23 protein-coding genes are annotated in these 23,232 nt (G+C 70.7%); 14 read left to right on the top strand and 9 right to left on the bottom strand.

Features of this window, described 5'->3' with window-relative positions:
* Positions 1-27: 27 nt before the first annotated feature.
* Genes mltA through EYW49_RS15460 form a run of 3 tightly spaced genes read left to right on the top strand, consistent with a single transcriptional unit; the run spans position 28 to position 2,221 of the window.
* Positions 28-1,146, top strand: coding sequence for a murein transglycosylase A (mltA, locus tag EYW49_RS15470; RefSeq protein ID WP_131310493.1), 1,119 nt, complete (start codon positions 28-30; stop codon positions 1,144-1,146).
* Positions 1,143-1,853 (top strand): Smr/MutS family protein, encoded by a 711-nt coding sequence (locus tag EYW49_RS15465; protein ID WP_131310492.1) that lies wholly within the window; start codon positions 1,143-1,145, stop codon positions 1,851-1,853. Before mltA ends, EYW49_RS15465 begins: the two co-directional genes overlap by 4 nt.
* Complete coding sequence (locus EYW49_RS15460) at positions 1,850-2,221, top strand: helix-turn-helix domain-containing protein (RefSeq protein WP_131310491.1); 372 nt, start codon at positions 1,850-1,852, stop codon at positions 2,219-2,221. The genes EYW49_RS15465 and EYW49_RS15460 overlap by 4 nt, the downstream gene beginning before the upstream one ends.
* A gap of 63 nt (positions 2,222-2,284) precedes the next feature.
* Here the strand turns inward: EYW49_RS15460 and hslU are convergent, their stop codons facing one another.
* The 4 genes from hslU to hrcA form a co-directional block, all read right to left on the bottom strand.
* A complete protein-coding gene (gene hslU, locus EYW49_RS15455) occupies positions 2,285-3,586 on the bottom strand; it encodes an ATP-dependent protease ATPase subunit HslU (protein WP_131310490.1) in 1,302 nt (433 codons plus the stop codon).
* Positions 3,583-4,680, bottom strand: a complete 1,098-nt coding sequence (locus EYW49_RS15450) for a hypothetical protein (RefSeq protein ID WP_131310489.1) — start codon at positions 4,678-4,680, stop codon at positions 3,583-3,585. Before EYW49_RS15450 ends, hslU begins: the two co-directional genes overlap by 4 nt.
* A complete protein-coding gene (gene hslV / locus EYW49_RS15445) occupies positions 4,677-5,246 on the bottom strand; it encodes an ATP-dependent protease subunit HslV (protein ID WP_131310488.1) in 570 nt (189 codons plus the stop codon). The genes EYW49_RS15450 and hslV overlap by 4 nt, the downstream gene beginning before the upstream one ends.
* A 703-nt stretch (positions 5,247-5,949) precedes the next feature.
* A complete protein-coding gene (hrcA, locus tag EYW49_RS15440) occupies positions 5,950-7,020 on the bottom strand; it encodes a heat-inducible transcriptional repressor HrcA (RefSeq protein WP_131310487.1) in 1,071 nt (356 codons plus the stop codon).
* Positions 7,021-7,217: 197 nt separating this feature from the next.
* Here hrcA and rph point away from each other — a divergent pair, with 197 nt between their 5' ends.
* The 3 genes from rph to hemW all read left to right on the top strand — a co-directional run bounded on the left by rph (position 7,218) and on the right by hemW (position 9,853).
* Positions 7,218-7,931, top strand: a complete 714-nt coding sequence (gene rph, locus EYW49_RS15435; RefSeq protein ID WP_131310486.1) for a ribonuclease PH — start codon at positions 7,218-7,220, stop codon at positions 7,929-7,931.
* 20 nt (positions 7,932-7,951) lie between these two features.
* Positions 7,952-8,575 carry an RdgB/HAM1 family non-canonical purine NTP pyrophosphatase gene (rdgB, locus tag EYW49_RS15430; RefSeq protein WP_131310485.1) on the top strand — a complete coding sequence of 208 codons (624 nt, stop codon included), beginning with the start codon at positions 7,952-7,954 and terminating at the stop codon, positions 8,573-8,575.
* Positions 8,576-8,686: 111 nt separating this feature from the next.
* Positions 8,687-9,853, top strand: a complete 1,167-nt coding sequence (hemW, locus tag EYW49_RS15425; protein WP_131310484.1) for a radical SAM family heme chaperone HemW — start codon at positions 8,687-8,689, stop codon at positions 9,851-9,853.
* A 23-nt stretch (positions 9,854-9,876) separates the two neighbouring features.
* Here hemW and EYW49_RS15420 read toward each other — a convergent pair whose 3' ends face one another.
* The gene (locus tag EYW49_RS15420) at positions 9,877-10,302 is read right to left on the bottom strand and encodes a hypothetical protein (protein ID WP_131310483.1); all 426 of its coding nucleotides are present in this window, start codon (positions 10,300-10,302) and stop codon (positions 9,877-9,879) included.
* Positions 10,303-10,319: 17 nt separating this feature from the next.
* Positions 10,320-10,742 (bottom strand): nuclear transport factor 2 family protein, encoded by a 423-nt coding sequence (locus tag EYW49_RS15415; protein WP_206365485.1) that lies wholly within the window; start codon positions 10,740-10,742, stop codon positions 10,320-10,322.
* Positions 10,743-10,811: 69 nt separating this feature from the next.
* Between EYW49_RS15415 and EYW49_RS15410 the strand changes: the two genes are divergently transcribed.
* Positions 10,812-11,264, top strand: coding sequence for a MarR family winged helix-turn-helix transcriptional regulator (locus EYW49_RS15410; protein WP_131310481.1), 453 nt, complete (start codon positions 10,812-10,814; stop codon positions 11,262-11,264).
* 12 nt (positions 11,265-11,276) lie between these two features.
* On the opposite strand, the gene EYW49_RS15405 is transcribed toward EYW49_RS15410, so the two are convergent.
* The gene (locus EYW49_RS15405) at positions 11,277-12,494 is read right to left on the bottom strand and encodes a penicillin-binding protein activator (RefSeq protein WP_165498283.1); all 1,218 of its coding nucleotides are present in this window, start codon (positions 12,492-12,494) and stop codon (positions 11,277-11,279) included.
* Positions 12,495-12,667: 173 nt separating this feature from the next.
* Between EYW49_RS15405 and rsmI the strand changes: the two genes are divergently transcribed.
* From rsmI to EYW49_RS15370, 7 genes are all read left to right on the top strand, one after another.
* Positions 12,668-13,621, top strand: coding sequence for a 16S rRNA (cytidine(1402)-2'-O)-methyltransferase (gene rsmI / locus EYW49_RS15400; RefSeq protein ID WP_131310479.1), 954 nt, complete (start codon positions 12,668-12,670; stop codon positions 13,619-13,621).
* Positions 13,618-14,022 carry a YraN family protein gene (locus tag EYW49_RS15395; RefSeq protein ID WP_131310478.1) on the top strand — a complete coding sequence of 135 codons (405 nt, stop codon included), beginning with the start codon at positions 13,618-13,620 and terminating at the stop codon, positions 14,020-14,022. Before rsmI ends, EYW49_RS15395 begins: the two co-directional genes overlap by 4 nt.
* A gap of 77 nt (positions 14,023-14,099) precedes the next feature.
* On the top strand, positions 14,100-15,056 hold the full coding sequence (gene gshB / locus EYW49_RS15390; protein ID WP_131310477.1) for a glutathione synthase: 957 nt from the start codon (positions 14,100-14,102) through the stop codon (positions 15,054-15,056).
* Between the two features lie 29 nt (positions 15,057-15,085).
* Entirely contained in the window at positions 15,086-16,033 is a 948-nt protein-coding gene (locus EYW49_RS15385; RefSeq protein ID WP_165498282.1) for a substrate-binding domain-containing protein, read from the top strand.
* A gap of 121 nt (positions 16,034-16,154) precedes the next feature.
* Positions 16,155-17,684, top strand: a complete 1,530-nt coding sequence (locus tag EYW49_RS15380; protein ID WP_131310540.1) for a YifB family Mg chelatase-like AAA ATPase — start codon at positions 16,155-16,157, stop codon at positions 17,682-17,684.
* Between the two features lie 210 nt (positions 17,685-17,894).
* Positions 17,895-19,664, top strand: a complete 1,770-nt coding sequence (locus EYW49_RS15375) for a hybrid sensor histidine kinase/response regulator (protein ID WP_131310475.1) — start codon at positions 17,895-17,897, stop codon at positions 19,662-19,664.
* Between the two features lie 387 nt (positions 19,665-20,051).
* Entirely contained in the window at positions 20,052-20,900 is an 849-nt protein-coding gene (locus EYW49_RS15370) for a GNAT family N-acetyltransferase (protein ID WP_228259633.1), read from the top strand.
* Between the two features lie 34 nt (positions 20,901-20,934).
* Here EYW49_RS15370 and EYW49_RS15365 read toward each other — a convergent pair whose 3' ends face one another.
* Positions 20,935-21,678, bottom strand: a complete 744-nt coding sequence (locus EYW49_RS15365) for a hypothetical protein (RefSeq protein WP_131310473.1) — start codon at positions 21,676-21,678, stop codon at positions 20,935-20,937.
* A 63-nt stretch (positions 21,679-21,741) separates the two neighbouring features.
* The coding region (gene mutS / locus EYW49_RS15360; RefSeq protein ID WP_131310472.1) for a DNA mismatch repair protein MutS at positions 21,742-23,232 on the bottom strand (1,491 nt) is incomplete at its 5' end.

Raw genomic sequence — 23,232 nt, 5'->3', positions numbered from 1 at the left:
GTGGCGGCGAGGGGAGGGGAGACGACGATGAGCGAGCCGAGCGCCGATCTGCGGCGCCTCTCCTTCGCCGATCTCCCCGGCTGGGGTGAGGCCGCACTCGAGGCGAGCCTCGTCGCGCTGCGCCGCCACGCCCGCGCCGCCGACGCACCGCCGCCCGCGACCGGCGCCCTGGGCGTCGACGGAGTTGCGCTCGCCGCGGTCGCTCGCGCCGCCGCCGACCTGCCGGCGGGATACGATCGCGCCGCCGCCCGCGCCTTCTTCGAAGCCCGATTCGTCCCCTTCGCCGTCGAACCGCGTGATCCGCCGGCCTTCCTGACCGGCTATTTCGAGCCCGATCTGCCGGGTTCGCGCCAGCCCTCCGCGCGGTTCCGCGTGCCCCTCCTCGCCCCCCCCGACGACCTCGTGGCGATCGATCCGGCCGCGCCGCCGCCGGGACTCGCCCCCGGCTTCGCCTTCGCCCGAAGCACGAGGCACGGCCTCGAACCGTGCCCCGACCGGCCGGCGATCGCCGACGGGGCGCTCGCGGCCCGCGGTCTCGAACTGGTCTGGCTGGAGGATCCGGTCGACGCCTATTTCGTCCACGTCCAGGGCTCGGCGCGGATCCGCCTCGCCGAAGGCGGCGAGTTGCGCCTCGCCTATGCCGCCAAATCCGGCCATCCCTATACTTCGATCGGCCGCCTCGCCGTGGCGCGCGGCCTGATCGCCGCCGAGGCGATGACCGCGGAAACCCTGCGGGCCTGGCTGAAGGCCCACCCGGACGCGGCCGAGGCGCTGATGCGCGAGAACCGCTCCTTCGTGTTCTTCCGCCAACAGTCCGGTCTCGACCCCTCCCTCGGCGCCCTCGGGGCCGCCGGCGTGCCGCTGACCCCCGGGTTTTCGCTCGCCGTCGACCACCGGCTGCACACCTGGGGCACGCCGATTTTCGTCGCCGCCGACCTGCCGCTCGACGCGGACGGCCCGGAGCAGCCCTTCGCCCGATTGATGATCGCCGACGACACCGGCTCGGCGATCGTCGGTGCCGCCCGCGGCGACGTCTTCGTCGGTCTCGGGGCAGATGCCGGGGTGATCGCCGGGCGCCTGCGCCACGCGCCGCGCTGCTTCGTGGTGCTGGCGCCGCGCGACCCGGCGACGGGAGGGGCGCGATGATCCCGACCTTTCGCCGCCGCCGTCCCCGCGCCCTCGGCGACGACGAACGCCGCCTGTGGGACAAGGTCACCGAGACCATCGATCCGCTCGGCGATGCCCGGCCCCACCGCCGTTCGCGCCGCCCGCCCGTGGAGAGCCATCCCGCGCCCGAATCGCCGCCGGTCGTCGAAGCCGCGGTACCGCCGCCGCCGGCCGCGCCCGAGCCGCCGAAGGAAAAGCGCGTGCCGCGGATCGTCCGGCCGACCGGCCCGACCCGGCGGGAACCCGCGCGCGCGGCGGCGACGATTCACGTGAAACACACCCCGACGCCGGAAGGTCTGGCGCCGCCGGTGGCCGCGCCGCCGTCGCTCGCCGCCCTCGACGACCGCACCCGCCGCCGCCTCGCCCGCGGTCTGGTGGCGATCGACGCCCGCCTCGATCTCCACGGCATGACCCAGGAGGCCGCCCATTCGGCGCTGCGCCACTTCCTCGTGCGGGCGCGGGGCGCCGGTGCCCGCATCGTCCTGGTGATTACCGGCAAGGGCCGCGGCGGCCCGGGCGAATCGCCCTGGGACCGCGGCGTGTTGCGCCGTGCGGTGCCCCATTGGCTCGCAGACAGCGACGTCCGCGATCTGGTGATCGGCTTCGAGGAGGCCCATCTCGCCCATGGTGGCGCCGGGGCGATCTATGTCCGCTTGCGTCGCCCGCGTGGCGGGAGGCCGGCATGACGCCGTTCGGGGCCAAGATCCGCCTGCTGCGCCAGGAGCGCGGCGCCACCCTGAAGGACATGGCCGCGGCGCTGGGCTGCTCGCCGGCCTATCTCTCGGCGCTCGAACACGGCAAGCGCGGCCGCCCGACCTGGTACATGGTCCAGCGCATCATCGCCTATTTCAACGTGATCTGGGACGAGGCCGAGGAATTGCAGCGCCTCGCCGAATTGTCCGACCCGCGCGTCGTGGTCGACACCGCCGGCCTCGATCCGGAGGCGACCGAACTCGCCAATCTGCTCGCCCAGCGCGTCCGCACCCTGTCGAAGGCGTCGCTCAAGGATCTGGTGTTGCGCCTGCGCGCCGCCTCGGTCCGCTCCCGGCCCTGATCCCTTCTCTCCGTCCGAATGTGCCCGAGACGGCCGCCCTGCCGCGGCCGTCTCCGGCGGCCGTCACAGGATGAAGCGGCTGAGGTCGGTGTTCTTGGCGAGATCGCCGATGTTGGTGCGCACCAGCGCCGCGTCGATGACGATGGTCTCGCCGGAGCGATCCGGGGCGGTGAACGAGATCTCGTCGAGGATCCGCTCCATCACCGTCTGCAGCCGCCGCGCGCCGATGTTCTCGACCGACGAATTGATGTCGACGGCGATCTGGGCGATCTCGCCGATCGCGTCGGCGGTGACCTCCAGCGTCACCCCCTCGGTGGCCATCAGCGCCACGTACTGCTTGATCAGGCTCGCTTCGGTGTCGACCAGGATGCGCTCGAAGTCGGAGCGGTCGAGCGGCTTCAGTTCGACCCGGATCGGCAGACGGCCCTGGAGCTCCGGCAGGAGATCGGCCGGGGTGGCGACGTGGAAGGCGCCCGACGCGATGAACAGCACGTGGTCGGTCTTGACCGGCCCGTATTTGGTCGAGACCGTGGTGCCCTCGATCAGCGGCAAGAGATCGCGCTGAACGCCCTCGCGGCTGACGTCGGCGCCGCGGCCCTCGCGGCCGCAGATCTTGTCGATCTCGTCGAGGAACACGATGCCGTTCTCCTCGACCGCGCGCAGCGCTTCCTGGACCAGCTGGTCCTGGTCGAGCAGCTTGTCGGATTCCTCGCCGATCAACAGGTCGTAGCTGTCGGCGACCGTCACCTTGCGGGTCTTCTTGGCGCCGCCGAAGGCCTTGCCGAGCATGTCGCCGAGGTTCATCACGCCGATCGTCGCGCCGGGCATGCCCGGCATCTCGAAGTTCGGCATCTGCGGCCCGCCGCTGACCTCGATCTCGATCTCCTTGGTGGCGAGATCGCCGGCCCGGAGCTTGGTGCGGAAGCTCTCGCGGGTGGCGGGCGAGGCCGACTTGCCGACCAGCGCGTCGAGCACCCGCTCTTCCGCCCCGAGCTCGGCCTTGGCCTTGACCTGGGCGCGCTTGGCGGTGCGCACCTGGCCGATGCCGATCTCGACCAGATCGCGCACGATGCTCTCGACGTCGCGGCCGACATAGCCGACCTCGGTGAACTTGGTCGCCTCGACCTTGAGGAACGGCGCATTGGCGAGGCGGGCGAGCCGCCGCGAGATCTCGGTCTTGCCGACACCCGTGGGCCCGATCATCAGGATGTTCTTGGGCAGCACCTCGTCGCGCAGCGGCCCTTCGAGCTGCTGCCGGCGCCAGCGGTTGCGGAGCGCGATCGCCACGGCGCGCTTGGCGTCCTTCTGGCCGACGATGTGGCGATCGAGTTCCGAGACGATCTCGCGCGGGGAGAAATTGGTCATGGGGTCCGTCCGTGAAGAGAGCGGGGTTCGGGCACCAGGGCCCGGAGCGAGGCCGGAACCAGCCGCAGCGCAAGAGCGCGCAAGGGCGTCCAGCCGATGGCGAGCACCAGCACGACGGCCCCGACGGCGCCGGCCGCCAGGGGACCGCTCGACGCGGCCGCCCAACCGAGCCGTTCGATCAAGGTGCCGATGGTGGCGCCGAGATAGATCAGACCCGAGACGAGCAGAGCTCGGCGGTCGACCACCAGGGCGACGAAGGCGAGGCCGGCGAACAGGGCGAGGATGATCGCCGCCCCGTCCGGACGGATGTCGCCCAAGGCCGTTCCTGTGGCCGAGACCAGCGGATGGACGATCAGCGGTGCCGCCAGGATATGGAGCCAGAACGCGACGTCGGTGCGCCGCGTCCGCCGTTGGCGATCGGAGGAGTCCCAGCGCATCGCCAAGGCGAAGACCGCGAGCCCGACGACCAGCATCACCGGCGACGGGTGGCGATCGACCAGCGTCGGGACGGTGGCGTGGAGGACGGCGAACAGGGTCGTCGCCGCACCGGCCACCGCTGCGGCGACGGATATCGGCACGCCGAACCGCCGCCAATGGGCGAAGCCGAGCGCGACGGCGGTCACCCCTGCCGCGATGCCGCCACCGCCGTGCCCGAGGCCGACCGCTTCCGCCGCCTGCGCACCGGCGATGCCGCCGGCGCCGACCAGTCCGGCGGTCAGCACGATGCTCGGAAAGGCCATCCGCCAATGCCGCGAGAAGACTTCCGACAGGGCCCAGACGACGACGACCGAGGCCGTCGCCGCGACCAGCAGCGAGGTCTTGGCCCCGAGAAAGGCCACGGCACCGACCAGCAGCAGAATACCCAAAGTGACGAAGACGTCGTTGAACGAGGTGACGAAGCGCACGTTTTCTTCGTCGGCGGACGGATCGGCCGGCATCGGCACCGAGTCGGACCCCCGACGCCGTTCGGCGAAGAACACACCCAGCCGGCGCGCCTGATCGGCCGAGACGATACCGGCCGCCACCGCCGCGTCGAGATCGGCGGTCGTCGCATCGGATCGGTCGGCGCCGTCGCCCGGCCGCACGTCGCTCATGCGCCCAGGCTCTCCACCACGACGTTGGTGTTGGTGTAGATGCAGATCTCGGCGGCGATCTTCATGGCGCGCCGGGCGATCGCCTCGGCGTCGAGGTCCTGATCCATCAGGGCGCGGGCCGCGGCCAGCGCATAGGTCCCGCCCGAACCGATGCCGGCGACGCCTTCTTCCGGCTCCAGCACATCGCCGTTGCCGGTCAGCACCAGCGTGGTGGTGCGGTCGGCGACGATCATCATCGCCTCCAGCCGGCGCAGGTAGCGGTCGGTGCGCCAGTCCTTGGCCAGTTCGACGCAGGCCCGGGTCAGTTGCGCGGGATATTGCTCGAGCTTCTTCTCCAGCCGCTCGAACAGGGTGAAGGCGTCGGCGGTCGCCCCGGCGAAGCCGCCGATCACGTCGCCCTTGCCGATCGGGCGCACCTTGCGCGCCGTCGACTTGATCACCGTCGCGCCGAGCGTCACCTGCCCGTCGCCGGCGACCACCACGCGCCCGCCCTTGCGCACCGCGAGAATGGTGGTGCCGTGCCAGGATGCGGGGCCGGAACCGTCGGCGGCGGGAGAATCGGACATGGCAAGCGCTCCGGATCGTGGGGACGAGAACGACGGCGGCGCCGGGCGCCCCGTCGGTCGACCACATGTAGGAACTCCAACGCGGGATGCAAATGACGGCAGCCCCTTACGAGTGGACCTCAAACCGTTCGCGGGACCTGAAGTCGCGAAACAAAGCCAAATCGCGATTTACATATTTCAAAATATCTATCCAAATAGCGAAGAAAGGAATTGGAATAAAAAGCCGGCAGCAATAAGTATTATTCCACGATTATAATACAGATGTTGAGAGGTCGGCATTGATTTGTATTCACCATCTTTCGACGCAAATATTTCTGGATCGTCGTCAATAAATATCTCGCGAGTTATATAAGAAGGAGGACCAAAAGGATATTTATTTTCATCGGTGTAATTTCCTATAATATCATCCCATTCGTCGCTTATAAATATTCTTGAGATGCCCGCAAAATCAAGAAGAAGGCCTGACATATTCATGAATCGGGGAGATCTCAAAAGTACGCTTACTATTAAAAATACAATAGATAAAAGAATGGAAAACTTAATGATATATCTAGCGCGTCGAATTATCTGCAATCGATCGCTAACTATCAGCGGCAAGAATTTCTGATACAGCAGCTTTTTTGCTCTGAATGAAATTGGGTCGTACAGTATATCTATAATATTCTTCATTTTAAGCCCACTGAATATTATGGAGCACCCATCCTCACCCCAGCAGTCGCCCGACCAGCTTGGCGGTGTAGTCGACCATCGGGATGATGCGGCCGTAGTTGAGGCGGGTCGGGCCGATCACCCCGATCACCCCGACGATCCGCGCCTCCTTGTCGTGGTAGGGCGAGACCACCAGCGACGACCCCGACAGCGAGAACAGCTTGGATTCCGAGCCGATGAAGATGCGCACGCCGTGGCCGCGCTCGGCGTCTCCGAGCAGCTCGATCAGGTCGCGGTTGCGCTCCAGGTCGTCGAACAGCGAGCGGATCCGTTCGAGATCGTCGACCGCCCGCAGATCCTCGAGCAGATTGGCGCGGCCGCGCACGATCAGTTGGGTCGGCCGGCCCTCGGTCGCTCCGGCCCAGGTGGCGAGCCCCGCCTCGACCACCCGCGCGGTCAGCCGGTCGAGCTCGGCCTGGCGTTCGCCCTGCAGCCGCTCGAGCTCGGCCCGCGCCTCGGCCAGCGTGCGGCCGCGGATATGGGCGTTGAGGAAATTGGTCGCCTCGATCAGCGCCGACGGCGGCAGGCCGAGCGGCAGATCGATCACCCGGTTCTCCACCGTGCCGTCCTCGCCGACCAGCACCACCAGACCCTTGGTCGGCTCCAGGCGGACGAACTCGATGTGCTTGAGGCGCAGATCGGCGCTGTGCGACAGCACCACCCCGGCGCCGCGCGACAGGCCCGACAGCATCTGGCTGGCCTCGGTCAGCACCTGTTCGGGGCTGCGCGCCGAGGCCCGCACCTCCGCCTCGATGCGGCGGCGCTCGTCGTCGCCGAGGTCGCCGATCTCGAGCAGCGCGTCGACGAAGAAGCGCAGGCCGACCTCGGTCGGCAGGCGCCCGGCCGAGGTGTGCGGCGCATAGATCAGCCCGGCCTGCTCGAGATCGGCCATGACGTTGCGGATCGACGCCGGCGACAGCGCCATCGGCAGCAGCTTGGACAGATTGCGCGAGCCGACCGGTTCGCCGGTGTCGAGATAGGTTTCGACGATCTGGCGGAAGATCTCGCGCGATCGCTCGTCGATCTGCGCCAGACTCGAACCGGTGGGCAAGGGCGGGGTCGGCATGGGCGTCGACGGATCCTCGGGATGAGAGAGGGCGATGCCGATGGAACCACGCCGCCGCGGTCCTGGCAAATCCCCGACGTCCGGCCGGCACCCGCTCTCGGCAAATCGTCCCGCGGCGGCCGCCGCCCTTTACGCCCGGCCGCGGCCGGGCTAGGTGATCGGGACCAACTCCCGAAAAGTACCGAGGTCCCGCCCCCATGCGTCCGTCGAAGCGTGCCGCCGATGAACTGAGACCCGTCAGCCTCGAGCGCGGCTTCTCCAAACACGCCGAAGGGTCCTGCCTCGTCCGCTTCGGCGACACCCACGTGCTGTGCACCGCCAGCCTCGAGGAGAACGTCCCCGGCTGGCTGCGCGGCCAGCGCCGCGGCTGGGTCACCGCCGAATACGGCATGCTGCCGCGCGCCACCCACGAGCGCATGCGCCGCGAGTCGACCTCCGGCAAGCCCTCGGGCCGCACCCAGGAGATCCAGCGGCTGATCGGCCGCAGCCTGCGGGCGGTGGTCGACCTGCAGGCGCTCGGCGAGCGCCAGATCTCGATCGACTGCGACGTCATCCAGGCCGACGGCGGCACCCGCACCGCGGCGATCACCGGCGCCTGGATCGCCCTGCGCGACTGCCTCACCTGGATGCGCACCCGCGAGATGATCAAGACCGAGGTCCTGAAAGACCACGTGGCGGCGATTTCCTGCGGCATCGTCAAGGGCGAGGCGGTGCTCGATCTCGACTACGTCGAGGATTCCGCCGCCGAGACCGACGCCAACTTCGTGATGACCGGCTCCGGCGGAATCGTCGAGATCCAGGGCACCGCCGAGGGCAAGCCCTTCACCGAAGCCGAACTCGGCACCCTGCTCGGCCTCGCCAAGGGCGGCATCGCCCGGCTCGTCGACTTGCAGAAACAGGCGATCGCCTGAAGGCGGGGAGGGAGGAGCGCATGACCCGACGTCGTCTCGAAGGTGGGAAACTCGTCGTCGCCACCCACAACGCCGGCAAACTGGCCGAGATCCGCGATCTCCTCGCGCCATACGGGATCGAGGCGACCTCGGCCGGCGAGCTCGCGCTGCCCGAGCCGGACGAGACCGGCACGACCTTCGAGGCCAATGCCGCGATCAAGGCGCTGGCCGCGGCGATCGCCTCCGGCCTGCCGGCGCTGGCCGACGATTCCGGCCTCTGCGTCGCCGCGCTCGGCGGCCAGCCCGGCGTCCTGTCGGCACGCTGGGCCGGCGAAGACAAGGACTTCGCCCGCGCCATGCGCTCGATCGAGGAACTGCTGCAGCAGGACGGATCGGGCGATCGCCGCGCCCATTTCGTCGCCGCCCTGTGCCTCGCCTGGCCCGACGGTCACGTCGAGACGGTGCGCGGCGAGGTCCACGGCGAGCTGGTGTGGCCGCCCCGCGGCACCGCCGGTTTCGGCTATGATCCAATGTTCCGTCCGGAAGGCCACGACCGCACCTTCGGCGAGATGACCGCCGAGGAGAAACACGGCTTGAGACCCGGCGAAGAGGGCCTGTCCCACCGCGCCCGGGCCTTCGCCCGCTTCGCCGCGCGCTGTCTGTGAGCGATCGCCGGCGCGTCCGACGAGCGCCGGTCATGCGGATCGGGCAATCTGGGAGATGGGCGATTCGCGCCGCCGGACGACCTCGGTCGTCGCGACAGGGAAGGTGGATCCATGAGTGCCGGTGAGCCGGGTTTCGGCGTTTACATCCATTGGCCGTTCTGCGCGTCCAAATGTCCCTACTGCGATTTCAACAGCCACGTCCGGCTGACCCCGATCGATCAGGCCCGCTACGCCCGCGCCCTGGTCGCCGAACTCACCCACGACGCGGCGCGCACCCCCGGCCGCACCGTCTCGTCGATCTTCTTCGGCGGCGGCACGCCGTCGCTGATGGAACCCGAGACGGTCGCCACCGTGCTAGACGCCATCGGCGGGCTGTGGTCGGTCGATCGCAACGTCGAGGTCAGCCTCGAGGCCAATCCGTCGAGCGTCGACGCCGCCCGCTTCACCGGCTACCGCGCCGCCGGCGTCAACCGCGTGTCGCTCGGCGTCCAGGCGCTGAACGACCGCGATCTCAAGCGCCTCGGCCGCCTCCACGACGTCGCCGAGGCACTCGACGCGATTCGCCTGGCGCGTGCGACCTTTCCGCGCATGTCCTTCGACATGATCTACGCCCGCCCCGACCAGACCGTCGCCGACTGGCGCGCGGAGCTGAAGACCGCGGTCGATCTCGCCGCCGATCACCTGTCGGTCTACCAGCTGACCATCGAGGAGGAGACCCGCTTCGCCGATCTCCACCGCGCCGGCAAGCTGATCGTCCCCGACATGGACGCCGCCGCCGACCTCTGGGACGCCACCCACGACGTTCTCGACGCGGCGGGCCTGCGCGCCTACGAGATCTCCAACCACGCCGCGCCCGGCGCCGAATGCCGGCACAATCTGGTCTATTGGCGCTACGGCGAATATGTCGGGGTCGGCGCCGGCGCCCACGGCCGCCTCGCGCTGGCCGAAGGCCGCCGCGCCACCGCCGACGAGAAGAACCCGGAAGCCTGGCTGCGCGCCGTCGAGAGCCGCGGCCACGCCCGGGTCGCCGACGATCTCCTCACCTTCGAGGAACAGGGCGACGAATATCTGCTGATGGGCCTGCGTCTCGACGAAGGCATCGATCTCGACCGCTGGGAGGTGATCTCCGGCCGCGTTCTCGATCCCGCCCGCCTCGCCGATCTGGTCCACCACGGCATGGTCGAGGTGGTGATCGACGAGAACGGCCGCCGCCGCGTCCGCGCCACGCCGGGCGGTTTCGTGGTGCTCGACGCGGTGGTCGCCGACCTCGCGGCGTGAGCGACGGCGACCGCTTCGCCGCATCAGGCCGTGCGCGCCGCTGCCGTTCGCCCGGGAGCCGTGAAGTCGACCTGCTCGCTCGCCGGCGCCGCGGTGCCGCGCACCACGATCGTCGCGAACAGCACCATCGCGGCGAGCGTCAAGAGCGACCCGATTCCGGCCAGCGGCTCGCCCCAGGGCAGGCCGAGATGGACCCCGGCGATGCCCGGCGCCAGGATCGTCAGGCCGACGATCGCCGTGCCGAGATGCCAGCGCGCGGCGCGGCCCTCCGAGGCCGGATGGGTCCGGTAGAACAGCCCGGCCAGGAACATCCCGACCCAGCCGATCAGATTGACATGGGCGTGGACCGGCGACAGCCGGTGGTCGGCCGCCGCCGCCATGAAGATGCCGAGCCCCATGCCGGCGAGCGCGAACAGCACCGCGACGCGCAGAAACCACTTCGAAACCATGAAATCCCCTCCTCGTTTCATGTGAAACCCTCGGATCGGTCGATCCGCGTCCAGCCTTCGAACACCTGTTCGCGGGCGATCGCGCCGTCGCGCATGTGGAAGACGTGCAGGAGCCGCAGCTCCACCAGACTGCCGATCGGCAGCGGCGCGCCGTCGAATCCCTCGCCGACCAGCCGGAATCGCGCCCGGCTGTCGTCGACCACCCGGGTCGGCGTGGCGAAACGCTCGAGGGTCTCGATCTCCAGGAGCTCGATCGCCCCGAACATCCGCCGATAATTGGCCTCGATCGCCGGTTTGCCTTCGAAGCGCAGGCCGCGCGTCGGCATCTCCAACACCACGTCGTCGGTGTAGAGATCCAGGATCGACGCCGGATCGCGGGCCTCGCCGCGGATGTGGGCATCGACGATCGCCAGATTGGTCGCCGTCGGGTCTTCCGTCACGCCCCGTCTCCCTATATAGACAGACGAACTGTCTACAAATGGACAGAACGTCTGTCAATAGGGACTGCGATGACGGAAGCGACGATTTCAGAGGCCCAGGCGACCCTCGGGGCGCTGCTGCGGCGGCCCTATGAACGGCTGCAGGCGCGGGTCTATGCCGGCCTCGCGGCGCGCGGCTTCGCCGACGTGCGGCCGGCCCATTCCGCGGTTCTGCGCTACATCCTGCCGGGCGGCTCGCGGGTCGTCGATCTCGCCGAACGCGCCGGCATGACCAAGCAGAGCATGGCCTATCTCGCCCAGGCGCTCGCCGATCTCGGCTATGTGACGATCGCCGGCGACCCCGACGACCGCCGCGCCAAGCGGGTCCGCCTGACCGACCGCGGCCACGCGGTGTGGGCGGCGCTGATCGACCTCAGCGAACGCGAAGAATCCCGCGCCGCCGCCCGCCTCGGCCGCGCGCGTCTCGACGCCCTGCGCGCGACGCTGCGGGACCTGGCGGAGGTGATCGACGAGAATGCGTGAGGCCGGCTCGTCTCACGTCCCCGCGGGGAACTGCTTCGGCGCCGGCGAAATCGTCCGGGCCGTGCCGCCGCCGATCTCGAACACCGCGAGGCCGCGTTCCGAGGTGCCGTCGGGCTTGAACCGGAACAGGCCGGTGACCCCGAGGAAGCCGTTGCGTGACAAGAGCGATTCGTCGCGGAACGGCCGCGCTCCGGCGTTGCGCACCAGACCCGCCGACAGGAACACCGCCTCGTAGCCGAGCACCGCCAGGGGACCGGCCTCGGACTGGAAGCTGGCGCGATAGCGGGCGCGGAACCCGTCGATGCCGGTCGAATCGGCGCCGGGGAACCAGCCGCCGGCCAGAACCGGCGAGGCGAAGGCGGTCGGATCGTTCCACCGGCCCGAACCGAGCAGCTTGACCCGGGTGCGGTCGAGCCCGGCCGAGAACATCGCCTGGACCACCGCCTGAGCGTTCTGCGGCGCATCCGGCACGAACACCGAATCGATCTGCGCGCCGAACTTGGCGATCGCCGCCGCCTTGGTCTGCATGTCGACGGGATCGCCCTTGTAGCGTTCGACCCCCATCACCCGCATGCCGTAGCGCGCCGCCGCTTCGCGGAACGCCGCCTCGATCACCAGCCCGTAGGCGTCGTCGGGAACGATCGCCGCCACCGACTTGCGGTTCTGCGAGGCCGCGTAGGAGACGATGCGCTCGGCATCGACCGCCGGCAGGAAGCCGATCAGATAGACCCCGCGCGTCGCCACCGAGGTGTCGGTGGTGAAGGCCACCACCGGCAGGCCGGCCGCGCGCGCCGGCCCGGCGACGCCGCGCGCCGACACCGCGTTGAGCGGTCCGATGATCAGCTGCGCGCCCTCGGCCACCGCCTGCGACGCCGCCGCCTGACCGCCTTCGGTGGTGCCGGCGTCGTCGAGCACGGTGATCTGGATGTCGGCGTTGGGGAAGTCCTTCAGCGCCAATTCCGCGGCATTGCGCAACTGCGCGGCGATCTGGGCCGACTGCCCGCCCGCCGACTTGGGCAACACCAGCCCGACCCGCACCGAACCGGCGCCGATCGTGTCGCCACTGGCGAGGGGCGGGGTGGTCGGTGTAGGCTCGGGGAAGGCATCACCGCCGCTCGACAGGCCACCGGAGCCGAAGTTGCTGCCGCAGCCGGCAAGGACCAGGCTGCCGCCGAGCGCGAGAGCGACGAACCGGCGACGGCCGGTGAGGGGGCGTTCGGTGCGGACCACGGGAGGACGACCTCTTCTCGACGATACGGAAAATCCGATGCGTTTGTTGCCGACGATCTTGGCCCCAGCAAGACCCCGAGTCAAAACGCCCTTCGACTGAAACGCGCCTTTCCCCGGGCTTCTCGTCGCGCCCGAACCGCGTGAAAGCCTTCTCCCACCTCCCGGATACCCCGATGACCGACGATCTGCCGACCCCCGACGACCGCGACGATCTCGAGGACTCCGGCGGCGACGAAGGCCGGCACGGTTTCCGCATCGGTGCCGCCGCCTTTCCCGCCCACCGTCTCGATCCCGGCCTCCACGTCGTCGCCACACCGATCGGCCATCTCGGCGACGTCTCGCTGCGGGCGCTGGAGACGCTGGCCGCCGCCGACCTCGTCGCCTGCGAGGACACCCGCACCACCCGCGTCCTGCTCGACCGCTACGGCATCCGCAATCGCCTGATCTCCTACAACGACCACAATGCCGGCGAGCGTCGGCCGCGACTTCTCGCCGCGCTGGCCGAGGGCAAGGTGGTCGCGCTGGTCTCCGACGCCGGCACGCCGCTGGTCTCCGATCCCGGCTACCGCCTGGTCGCCGACTGCGTCGCCGCCGGCCATCGGGTGATCCCGGTGCCCGGCGCCTCGGCGATGCTCGCAGCACTCGTCCTGTCCGGCCTGCCCACCGACGCCTTCCTGTTCGCCGGTTTCCTCTCCGCCCGCGCCGAGGCCCGTCGCCGCCGCATCGAGGAACTGGCCCGCGTCCCGGCCACCCTGATCTTCTACGAATCGCCCCATCGCCTCGCCGAGAGCCTCGCCGATCTGGTCGCGGTGCTCGGCGCCGACCGTCCGGCGGTGGTCGCCCGCGAACTCACCAAGACCTTCGAGGAAACGGTGCGCGGCACCCTCGGCGAACTCGCGGGGATCTTTGCCACCCGCACCGTCAAGGGCGAGGTGGTGCTGATGGTCGGCGCGCCGGCCGAGATCGCCACCAGCGAAGCCGACGTCGACGCCATGCTGCGCGCCGCGCTCGCCCGGCTCGCCCCCGGTCCGGCGGTGGCCGAAGTCGCCCGCCTGACCGGCGCCGACCGCCGCACGCTCTATGCCCGATCGCTGGAACTGCGCGCCGAACGCGGGGGCGGCCGGTGACCCGCCGCGACGCCTCCGAGCGGCGTCGCGCCGAAGCCCACGGCCTCGCCGCCGAGACCTGGGCGGCCTGGGCCCTGCGGCTGAAGGCCCATGCCATCCTCGAACGACGTTTCCGCTGCCCGGCCGGCGAGATCGATCTGATCGCCCGGCGCGGCCGCACCCTGGTGTTCGTCGAGGTCAAGGCGCGGGCGACGCCCGAAGCGGCGCTCGATGCGGTGACCGCCCGCAGCCGCGCCCGCATCCTCGCCGCCGCCGACGTCTGGGTCGCCCGCCATCCGCGCTGGGCCGACTGCGATCGCCGCTTCGACGTGGTGCTGGTGGTGCCCGGCCGCTGGCCGATTCATCGCCGCGACGCCTTCCGCGGCGACGACCTCGATCTGCCCTTCGCCGCCCGGCGCTGAGCGGCTGCGCTCCGGCCCCGTTGTCGGCTCCGGCATCCCGGGATAGAACGGGCGCTCAACAACCCGAAGGATCGGTCATGTCGCTCGCCGTCGCCGTTCAGATGGACCACATCGCCTCGATCCGCGTCGCCGGGGATTCGACCTTCGCCCTGCTGCTCGAGGCTCAGGCCCGCGGCCACCGCCTGTGGCATTACACCCCCGATCGGCTGGCGCTGGCCGGCGGCCGGGTCTTCGCCGCGGTCGAGACCCTGACGGTGCGCGACGTCGCCGGCGATCACTTCACTCTCGGTGCCCGCGAGCGGGTCGATCTGACGCGCTTCGATGCGGTGCTGCTGCGCCAGGACCCGCCCTTCGACCTCAATTATGTGACGACCACTCATCTGCTCGAGCGGATCCATCCCAAGACCCTGGTGGTCAACGATCCGGCCCAGGTCCGCAACGCGCCCGAGAAGATCTTCGTCACCGAATTCCCCGACCTGATGCCGCCGACCCTGATCTCCCGCGATGCCGACGAGATCCGCGCCTTCCGCGCCGAGCAGCGCGACATCGTGATGAAGCCGCTCTACGGCCACGGCGGCGCCGCGGTGTTCCGGGTGCGCTCCGAGGACGAGAACTTCGGCTCGCTGATGGACATGTTCTCGACCACCTGGCGCGAGCCCTGGGTGATCCAGCGCTACCTGCCGGAGGTGCGCGAGGGCGACAAGCGCATCATCCTGGTCGACGGCGTCTTCGCCGGCGCGGTCAACCGGGTGCCGGCCGCCGACGATCTGCGCTCCAACATGGTGCGCGGCGGTCAGGCGGCGGCCACCGACCTGACCCCGCGCGAACGCGAGATCTGCGAGCGGATCGGCCCGGCCCTGCGGGCCCGCGGCCTGCTGTTCGTCGGCATCGACGTGATCGGCGACTTCCTCACCGAGATCAACGTCACCTCGCCGACCGGCATCCGCGCCATCCGCCGCCTCGGCGGTCCCGACGTCGCCGCGGTGATCTGGGACGCCATCGAGGCCAAGATCGCCGCGACCCGCGCCGGCTGATGCAGGCTCGACCGACCGGGGAGGGGACCATGGCAGCGCGTGACGTCCGGTGGTCGGCGACGGCCGCGATCGGCTTCGCTCTCGCCCTCTTCGCCGGTGCGGCTTCGGCCGAGACCCGTTTCGCGGTGGTCGCGCCGGTCGCCGGCAATGCCTTCTACGATGCGGTCGGCGAGGGCTGCCGGGCCCGCGCCGTCGCTCGCGGCGGCATCACCTGCGTGTTGTTCGGCCCCGGCGGCGAGGAGAAGCGCAATCAGGGCGAGATCGTCGCCGCGTTGGTCGCCGACAAGATCGACGGGCTCGCCGTCTCGCCGGCCCTGATCTCCGAGGTGGGACCGGCGCTCACCGCGGCCCGCGCCGCCGGCATTCCGGTGGTCGCCTTCGACGCCGACCTGCCCGGGGAGCTGCGCCGTAGCTTCATCGGCACCAACGCCCGCGATTTCGGCCGGGCGCTCGGCGCCTCGCTGCGACGGTGGAAGCCGGCCGGCGGCCGCTTCGCGGTGCTGACCGGCGCCGCCACAACTCCGAGCCTCGCCGACCGGGTCGAGGGGGTGCGCGACGCCCTCGGCAGCGGCTGGACCGAGATCGCCGGCTCGCCGGTCGCCACCACCGGCGAGGCCCGCGAGGCCGCCGGTCTGGTCGATCGCCTGCTCCTCGACCATCCCGATCTCGACGCGGTGATCTCGGTCGGCGCCTGGCCGTTCCTCGCCGAGGACGCTTGGCGCGAGATCGCCCGCCGCCACAAGGAGCGCTTCGACCGCGCCCGCACCGTGGTGGTGGTCGCCGACGCCCTGCCGGTCGAGCGCCGATTGGTGCGCGACGGCCTCGGCCACGTCCTGGTCGGCCAGCGCCCCGGCGACATGGGCGCGCGCATCGTCGACACCCTCGACGCCCTCGCCCACGGCCGTCCGGCGCCGGAGATCGTCTATGTCGGCTTCGACGTGGTCACCCGCGCCGATCTGATCCGCACCACCGACTGAGCGCCGGCGTTCCCGCCCCGTTCGCGGTGATGCAACCCGATGCAACCGGTTTCGAGAATCCAGGTTGCAATTGTTCCCTTAATGTTCCATGATCGAGCGTCCATCGACGATCGAGGCGAACATGGTGGCGCGGGTGACGACGGTCGCGTTTCAGGGGATCGAAGCGGTCCCCGTCGACGTGCAGGTGCAGATCACCGCCGGCAACCCGGTCTTCGCGGTGGTCGGCCTGCCCGACAAGACGGTCGGCGAGAGCCGCGAGCGGATCCGCGCCGCGCTGTTCGCCGCCGGCCTCGCCCTGCCGCAGCGGCGGATCACCGTCAATCTGGCGCCGGCCGACCTGCCCAAGGAGGGCAGCCACTACGATCTGCCGATCGCGCTCGCCATCCTCGCGGCGATCGGCGCCATGCCCGGCGACCAGTTGCTCGACTATGTCGCGCTCGGCGAATTGTCGCTCGACGGCACCATCGCCGCGGTCGCCGGCGTGCTGCCCGCCGCGGTCGCCGCCGCCGCCCTCGACAAGGGCCTGATCTGCCCCGCCGATTCCGGCTCGGAGGCCGCCTGGGCCAGCCCCGACCTCGCCATCGTCGCCGGCCGCAGCCTCGTCCAGCTCGCCAACCACTTCAAGGGCACCCAGGTCGTCGCCCGGCCGACCCCGAAGATCCGCGAGGCGGTCGCCGGCCTGCCCGATCTGCGCGACGTCAAGGGCCAGGAGACCGCCAAGCGCGCTCTGGAGATCGCCGCCGCCGGCGGCCACCACCTCCTGATGGTCGGCCCGCCCGGCTCCGGCAAGTCGATGCTCGCCGCCCGCCTGCCGTCGATCCTGCCGCCGCTCGAGCCGCGCGAACTGCTCGAAGTCTCGATGATCGCCTCGATCGCCGGCGAGCTCGCCGACGGCAAGCTGTCCGATCGGCGGCCGTTCCGCAGCCCGCACCATTCCGCCTCGATGGCGGCGCTGGTCGGCGGCGGCCTGCGCGCCCGCCCCGGCGAGGTCTCGCTCGCCCACAATGGCGTGCTGTTCCTCGACGAGCTGCCGGAATTCGTGCCCCAGGTGCTCGATTCGCTGCGCCAGCCGCTGGAGAGCGGCGAGGTGGTGATCGCCCGCGCCAACCATCGGGTCAGCTACCCGGCCCGCATCCAGCTGATCGCCGCGATGAACCCCTGTCGCTGCGGCCATGCCGGCACGCCCGGCTTCGTCTGTCGCCGCGGCCGCCGCTGCGCCGACGAATATCAGGCCCGCCTGTCCGGCCCGCTGCTCGACCGCATCGATCTGCGCATCGAGGTCGCCGCCGTCTCCGCCCAGGATCTGATCCTGCCGCCGCCGACCGAAGGCTCGGCCGAGGTCGCCGCCCGGGTGGCGCGCGCTCGACTGGTCCAGCGCCGCCGCTTCGCCGCCCTCGGCCTCGACGGGGTGCGCACCAACGCCGACATGCCGGCGGCCCTGGTCGAGGAGGTGGCACGGCCCGATGCCGCCGGTGCCGATCTGCTCGCCGCCGCGGCCACCGCCATGCGCCTGTCGGCCCGCGCCTATCACCGCGTCCTCAAGGTCGCCCGCACGCTGGCCGATCTCGACGACCGCCCGACCGTCGGCCGCATCCACCTCGCCGAAGCCCTCGGCGCCCGCGGCGCCGACCCGCTGTCGCAGGCCGCCTGAGCGGCGGTCGCCGCGGCCTTTCCGGTCGCCCGAGGTCGCAACGGGTGCGATCTCCGGCGCGCCGATCCCTCCCGCCGATCGGGTTTCGTAAAATCTTTCGCAACTCCCGGCGCGGTACAAGGAGAGCGGTGTCGGGCGCCGTCTCCCACGGCCGCCGATCGCCCGGGTCGTCCGCATCGGACCGGCCCGCCCCCGTCTTCGTGAGCCCCGATGGCCGCAGCGCCCGAACCCGTCCCCCCCGTCGACCTCGGCCGCGACCCCGCGCGCCGCGCCCATCGGCTGCGGGTCGTCGGCGCCGCGGGGATCGGCCTCGCCGCCGCCGGCATCTGCGTCCTCGGGATCGAGGGCGAGATCGGTCGCCTCGCCGCCGCCGCGCTGATCGGCGCCTGCGCCGTCGGCCTCGCCGTGGCGCTGCGCCGCCCGGCAACCGTCGCCGCGATCCCGGTCGGCCAGGCGGACGATCCCGCTGCCGCCCGCCGCATCGCCGTCGCCGCCCACGAGTTGCGCACCCCCTTGAACGGCATCCTGGGTTTCACCGATCTCCTCGCCCGTACCGGCCTGACCCCCGAACAACAGGCCTATGTCGGCGCGATGCGGCGCTCCGGCACCGCCCTGCTCGGGCTGGTCGACGACGTGCTCGATCTCGGCCGCCTCGAGGCCGGTCGCGACGCCCATCCGCCCGAAGCGGTCGCCCTCGACGCCCTGGTCGAGGACGTCGTCGAGTTGCTGGCGCCGCGGGCCCATGCCAAGGGCCTCGAGCTCGCCGCCTTCGTCGCCCCCGGCCTGCCCGTCCGCGTCGTCGCCGACCCCCTGCTGTTGCGCCAGGTTCTGCTCAATCTCGGCGGCAACGCCGTCAAGTTCACCCAAGAAGGCGGCGTCGCCGTCGAGGTCGAACCGGCGCCGCGCGGCCGCATCGCCTTCCGCATCCGCGACACCGGCATCGGCATCGCCCCGGCCGACGCCGAACGCATCTTCGCCGAATTCGAGCGCGTCGCCGAACCCGCCGGCGACCGCGGTGGTTCCGGCCTCGGCCTCGCCATCGCCCGCGCCATCGTCGAGCGCCTGGGCGGCGAGATCCGCCTCGACAGCCGGCTCGGGGCCGGCGCCTGTTTCGCCTTCGATCTGGCGCTCGCCGCCGCAGAACCGTCGCCACCGCTGCTGCGCCCGCTGGCCGGGCGCCGCGTGCTGATCCTCGCCCAGGGCCGGATCGAGCCGCCGCTGCTGCTGCGCCGCCTGCATGCGCTCGGCGCCGGCGCCACGCTCGCCGCGAGCCCCGACTGCCTCGCCCCGGACGAACCCTTCGACGTGGTGCTGATCGATCATCGCCCCGGCGCCGATGCCGCCGACGCCCTCGTCCGCGCTCGCGCCCATCTCGCCGCAGTGCCGCGCGCCGTGGTGTTGATCGCCCCCGCCGATCGCGACAACCTCGAGCGGCTGAAGGTCGCCGGCTTCGACGGCCACCTGGTCCGACCGATCCGCGTCGCCTCGCTGGTCCGCGTGCTCGACGGCGCGACCGCGAGCGAAGCCGCCGCCGCCCCGATCGCCGCCGCTCCGGCCGGCCGAATCCACGACGTGCTGCTGGTCGACGACAACGAGATCAACGCCCTGCTCGGCCGCGCCCTGCTCGACCATCTCGGCCATCGTGCCCGCGTCGCCGCCGACGGTCCGTCCGCCCTCGCCGAGATCGCCGCCGCCGAGGCCGCCGGCCGGCCCTTCGCGGTGGTGCTGATGGACCTGCACATGCCCGGCATGGACGGCTTCGCCACCATTCGTGCCCTGCGCGCCCGCGACGGCGGCGCCACGCCCTTCGTGGTCGCGGTCACCGCCGACGCCACCCCGGCCGCCGCCGCCCGGGCCGTGGCCTGCGGCGCCGACGCCACCCTGGTCAAGCCGATCGATCGCGACCGCCTCGCCGCCCTGCTCGCCGCGGTCCCGCGCTCCGCCGCTCCACCGGCCGCGGATCGCTCCGCCGCCGGCTGATTCGCCCGCAACCGCGTCTTCACGCCAGCGAATCGATCCCTCCGCCCCCTTCGCCGGCGCCGAGCCGGGGTTTTGCCCCTCTTTGGTCGAAGGTCGCGGCGGCGCGGCGGCCGGGTGTCACTTCGTCACATTCCCGTCGTCTTCGTGTCATGGACTTGTCAGCGGAGCGTGATCTGACGAAGGGACGTTCGGAGCCGACTTCGAGTCGCCGTCGCGGGGTCTCCCGCACCTTCGGGGCTCGAACGACCGGCCACACGAGTGGGAACGAGGTCCGAGAAGTCCATGGCCAACGCTGCTCTGTCGCCCCGTCGTCTGTTCGGCCGCTTCGTGCCGCAGCGCCACCTTCCCACCGGCCGCATCAACGTGCTGCCCGGCATCGGCGTTCCGATGCCGGTCGGCCGTCTGGTCGGCTCCTCGCTCGACGCCAGCCTCGGCCGCATCGGCTCGCTCGAGGTCCGCCTCGCCCGCACCGTCGGCGAGGTCAAGCGCGCCCAGGAGCTGCGCTACCGGGTGTTCTACGAGGAGATGTCGGCGATCGCCGACGCCCGCACCCTGATGACCCGGCGCGACGCCGACGCCTGGGACGCGATCTGCGACCACATCCTGGTGATCGACCACGCCAATCCGGAAGTGAAGCCCTTCGGCAAGACCCGCCCGCGCATCGTCGGCACCTACCGGGTGCTGCGCCAGTCGGTCGCCGAACGCCACGACGGTTTCTACACCGCCGGCGAATACGACCTCCAGCCGCTGATCGATTCCAAGCCCGGCCTGGAGTTCCTCGAACTCGGCCGCTCCTGCGTGTTGCCCGCCTATCGCGGCAAGCGCACCGTCGAGCTGCTGTGGCAGGGTATCTGGGCCTATGTGCTGCGCCACCGCATCGACGTGATGATCGGCTGCGCCAGCCTCGAGGGCACCGACCCGCGCCGCCTCGCCCTGCCGCTGTCCTTCCTCCACCACAACTGCCCGGCCCCCGAAGGCTGGCGGGTCCGCGCCCTGCCGCACCGTTTCACCGACATGAACCGGCTGAGCCGCGAGGCGGTCGACGCCCGCGCGGCGATCCAGGCACTGCCGCCGCTGATCAAGGGCTACCTGCGGCTGGGTGCCTACATCGGCGACGGCGCGGTGGTCGACCACCAGTTCGGCACTACCGACGTCTGCATCGTCATGCCGGTCGCCAACATCTCCGAGCGCTACATCGCCTTCTACGGCGCCGACGCCGGCCGCCGGGCGAGCTGAGGCCGTCTTTGTGGCGGCAGGCGGTCGCCCTCGCTCATCGCGGCCAGTCTTGCAGACGCCATTCGCCGTCCGCATCCTTCACGAGATCCACGGCTACGCTCTCGCCCGGATCGGCCATCGGGTTGCTCGGCGCGACGGAGAGCGCAATGTGGTCTTCGTCCAGCCAGGACATGAGAGACCAGGTTTCATCGCGTGGCGGTGTGAAGTCAGAACTATTGTATTCGAAGACTTCTTTCACATGCCCGCCTTCGATTTGAAACACTGCGAGATCGACAGGGCGTTCATTCATAATGTCTCGGCTTATGACGATGAATTGATCTCCGGCCGGTGAAAATTCAGGTCTTTCGTAGATTGTTGTTCTGCTTCCATCATCGAGATTTATGAATTCGTAGTTCTGCATTTCGTAGTAGCCGACGTTCACGATCACGAATCGGCGAATCGGGTCGAAGCAATCGACGCTCGCGAACCGGCAGAGCGCCTCGTCGCCGGCGTCACACGCCGCGAGGTCGCCCTTCAGCACCAACGGCGCAGAACCGGCGATGCGAATTTCGAGATCATCGCCCGTCCGCTTCAGGAGACCTTCGCCGGTCGCGAAACAAGCCGCTTCGTCGGCCTGGAAATTCTCTCCCTCGATGTCCTTGGTGCGCATCAGATCGAGGCAAGCGATCCGCGATCCGTGTCGTTCGACGGGGGCGGCGACGTTGCCGCCCTGAGCGCGGCCGACCAGCAGCGAAGCGGTCGCCAGGACGATGAGGCCGAAACGGAAGAATCGATCCATCGACAACCCCCACCGAACGAGACTCGAGCATCGTCGGCCGCCGTTTGCCGGGTCGACGATCCCCTAGTCGGATGAATGCAGTATGGCGGCGGCCCGCGCCTTGAGCCGGTAGAGCGCGTCCAGGGCCTCGCGCGGGGTCAGATCGTCGGGGGCGAGCGCCGCGATCTCGGCGGTCAGGAGACCGAGGCGCGGGTCTTCGACCGGCGCCGCCGGCTCGGGCCGCACCGGCCGGGCGGCCGAGAACAGCGGCAGATCGTCGATCGTCGTTTCGGTCGGCCGCCGCCGATCCTGTTCCTCGAGCTGCCGCAGCACTTGGCGCGCCCGCTCCACCACCTTGGCCGGCAGGCCCGCGAGGCGGGCCACCTGGATGCCGTAGGAGCGATCGGCGGCGCCGGCGACGATCTCGTGCAGGAACACCACGTCGCCCTTCCATTCGCGCACCGTCGAGGTGACGTTGGCGACCCGCGGCAGGCGGTCGGCCAGCCGCGTCAGCTCGTGGTAGTGGGTGGCGAACAGCGCCCGACAACGATTGACCGCGACCAGATGTTCGATCGTCGCCCAGGCGATCGACAGGCCGTCGAAGGTGGCGGTGCCACGGCCGATCTCGTCGAGGATCACCAGCGCCGCCGGCCCCGCCTGATTGAGGATCGCCGCGGTCTCGACCATCTCGACCATGAAGGTCGAGCGCCCGCGGGCGAGGTCGTCGGCCGCCCCGACGCGGCTGAACAGCCGATCGACGACGCCGATCGTCGCCGAACGCGCCGGCACGAAGGCGCCGATCTGGGCGAGCAGGACGATCAGCGCGTTCTGGCGCAGATAGGTCGATTTGCCGCCCATGTTGGGGCCGGTGACGATGGTCAGCCGCCCGTCGACCTCGCCGGCGCGCGGACCGAGATCGCAGTCGTTGGCGACGAAGGCCTCGCCCGACCCCTCGCGCAGCGCCTGCTCGACCACCGGATGGCGCCCACCGACGATGCGGAAGGCGTGACCGGCCTCGACCGTCGGCCGCACCCAGGCCTCGCGGTCGGCGAGTTCGGCGAGCCCGGCGGCGACGTCGATCACCGCGAAGGCCTGGGCCGCGGCGCGAATCGCCGATTCCTCGGCGAGGATCTGCGCGGCGAGGTCGTCGAAGATCTCGCCCTCGAGCCCGAGCGCCCGCTCGCCGGCCGAGGCGATCCGCGCCTCGAGGTCGGACAGTTCGACGGTGCCGAAGCGCACCGCCCCGGCCAGCGTCTGGCGATGGAAGAAACGCCCGGCGAGCGCCGGGGTCTGCAGCTTCTCGGCATGGGCCGGCGTGGTGTCGACGAAGAAGCCGAGGACGTTGTTGTGGCGGATCTTCAGCGAGCGGATGCCGGTCTCGAGCGCGTAGTCGGCCTCGAGCCGGGCGATCAGCCGGCGGCTGTCGGCGGAGAGCTCGCGCGCCTCGTCGAGCGGCGCCGAAAAGCCGGCGCGCACGAAGCCGCCGTCGCGGCGGATCGGCGGTGGTTCGTCGACCAGCGCCGCGCCGAGGCGGTCGCGCAAGGCCGGCGGCGCCGCGACCAGGGCGTCGCGGGC

This window comes from Siculibacillus lacustris, from assembly GCF_004328075.1.
GTDB lineage: Bacteria > Pseudomonadota > Alphaproteobacteria > Rhizobiales > Ancalomicrobiaceae > Siculibacillus > Siculibacillus lacustris.
Note: the sequence above shows the minus strand (reverse complement) of the source record. Positions and strands in the feature narration are given on the sequence as shown.

What these genes read in the sequence shown, in the direction of transcription:
- hemW (WP_131310484.1), top strand. Translation starts at nt 8,687, where the DNA reads ATGAGTGCCGGTGAGCCGGGTTTCGGCGTTTACATCCATTGGCCGTTC.
- gshB (WP_131310477.1), top strand. Translation starts at nt 14,100, where the DNA reads ATGTCGCTCGCCGTCGCCGTTCAGATGGACCACATCGCCTCGATCCGC.
- EYW49_RS15465 (WP_131310492.1), top strand. Translation starts at nt 1,143, where the DNA reads ATGATCCCGACCTTTCGCCGCCGCCGTCCCCGCGCCCTCGGCGACGAC.
- rph (WP_131310486.1), top strand. Translation starts at nt 7,218, where the DNA reads ATGCGTCCGTCGAAGCGTGCCGCCGATGAACTGAGACCCGTCAGCCTC.
- mltA (WP_131310493.1), top strand. Translation starts at nt 28, where the DNA reads ATGAGCGAGCCGAGCGCCGATCTGCGGCGCCTCTCCTTCGCCGATCTC.
- EYW49_RS15410 (WP_131310481.1), top strand. Translation starts at nt 10,812, where the DNA reads ATGACGGAAGCGACGATTTCAGAGGCCCAGGCGACCCTCGGGGCGCTG.
- hslU (WP_131310490.1), bottom strand. Translation starts at nt 3,586, where the DNA reads ATGACCAATTTCTCCCCGCGCGAGATCGTCTCGGAACTCGATCGCCAC.
- EYW49_RS15450 (WP_131310489.1), bottom strand. Translation starts at nt 4,680, where the DNA reads ATGAGCGACGTGCGGCCGGGCGACGGCGCCGACCGATCCGATGCGACG.
- EYW49_RS15365 (WP_131310473.1), bottom strand. Translation starts at nt 21,678, where the DNA reads ATGGATCGATTCTTCCGTTTCGGCCTCATCGTCCTGGCGACCGCTTCG.
- EYW49_RS15385 (WP_165498282.1), top strand. Translation starts at nt 15,086, where the DNA reads ATGGCAGCGCGTGACGTCCGGTGGTCGGCGACGGCCGCGATCGGCTTC.
- hrcA (WP_131310487.1), bottom strand. Translation starts at nt 7,020, where the DNA reads ATGCCGACCCCGCCCTTGCCCACCGGTTCGAGTCTGGCGCAGATCGAC.
- EYW49_RS15380 (WP_131310540.1), top strand. Translation starts at nt 16,155, where the DNA reads ATGGTGGCGCGGGTGACGACGGTCGCGTTTCAGGGGATCGAAGCGGTC.
- hslV (WP_131310488.1), bottom strand. Translation starts at nt 5,246, where the DNA reads ATGTCCGATTCTCCCGCCGCCGACGGTTCCGGCCCCGCATCCTGGCAC.
- rsmI (WP_131310479.1), top strand. Translation starts at nt 12,668, where the DNA reads ATGACCGACGATCTGCCGACCCCCGACGACCGCGACGATCTCGAGGAC.
- rdgB (WP_131310485.1), top strand. Translation starts at nt 7,952, where the DNA reads ATGACCCGACGTCGTCTCGAAGGTGGGAAACTCGTCGTCGCCACCCAC.
- EYW49_RS15460 (WP_131310491.1), top strand. Translation starts at nt 1,850, where the DNA reads ATGACGCCGTTCGGGGCCAAGATCCGCCTGCTGCGCCAGGAGCGCGGC.
- EYW49_RS15375 (WP_131310475.1), top strand. Translation starts at nt 17,895, where the DNA reads ATGGCCGCAGCGCCCGAACCCGTCCCCCCCGTCGACCTCGGCCGCGAC.
- EYW49_RS15420 (WP_131310483.1), bottom strand. Translation starts at nt 10,302, where the DNA reads ATGGTTTCGAAGTGGTTTCTGCGCGTCGCGGTGCTGTTCGCGCTCGCC.
- EYW49_RS15370 (WP_228259633.1), top strand. Translation starts at nt 20,052, where the DNA reads ATGCCGGTCGGCCGTCTGGTCGGCTCCTCGCTCGACGCCAGCCTCGGC.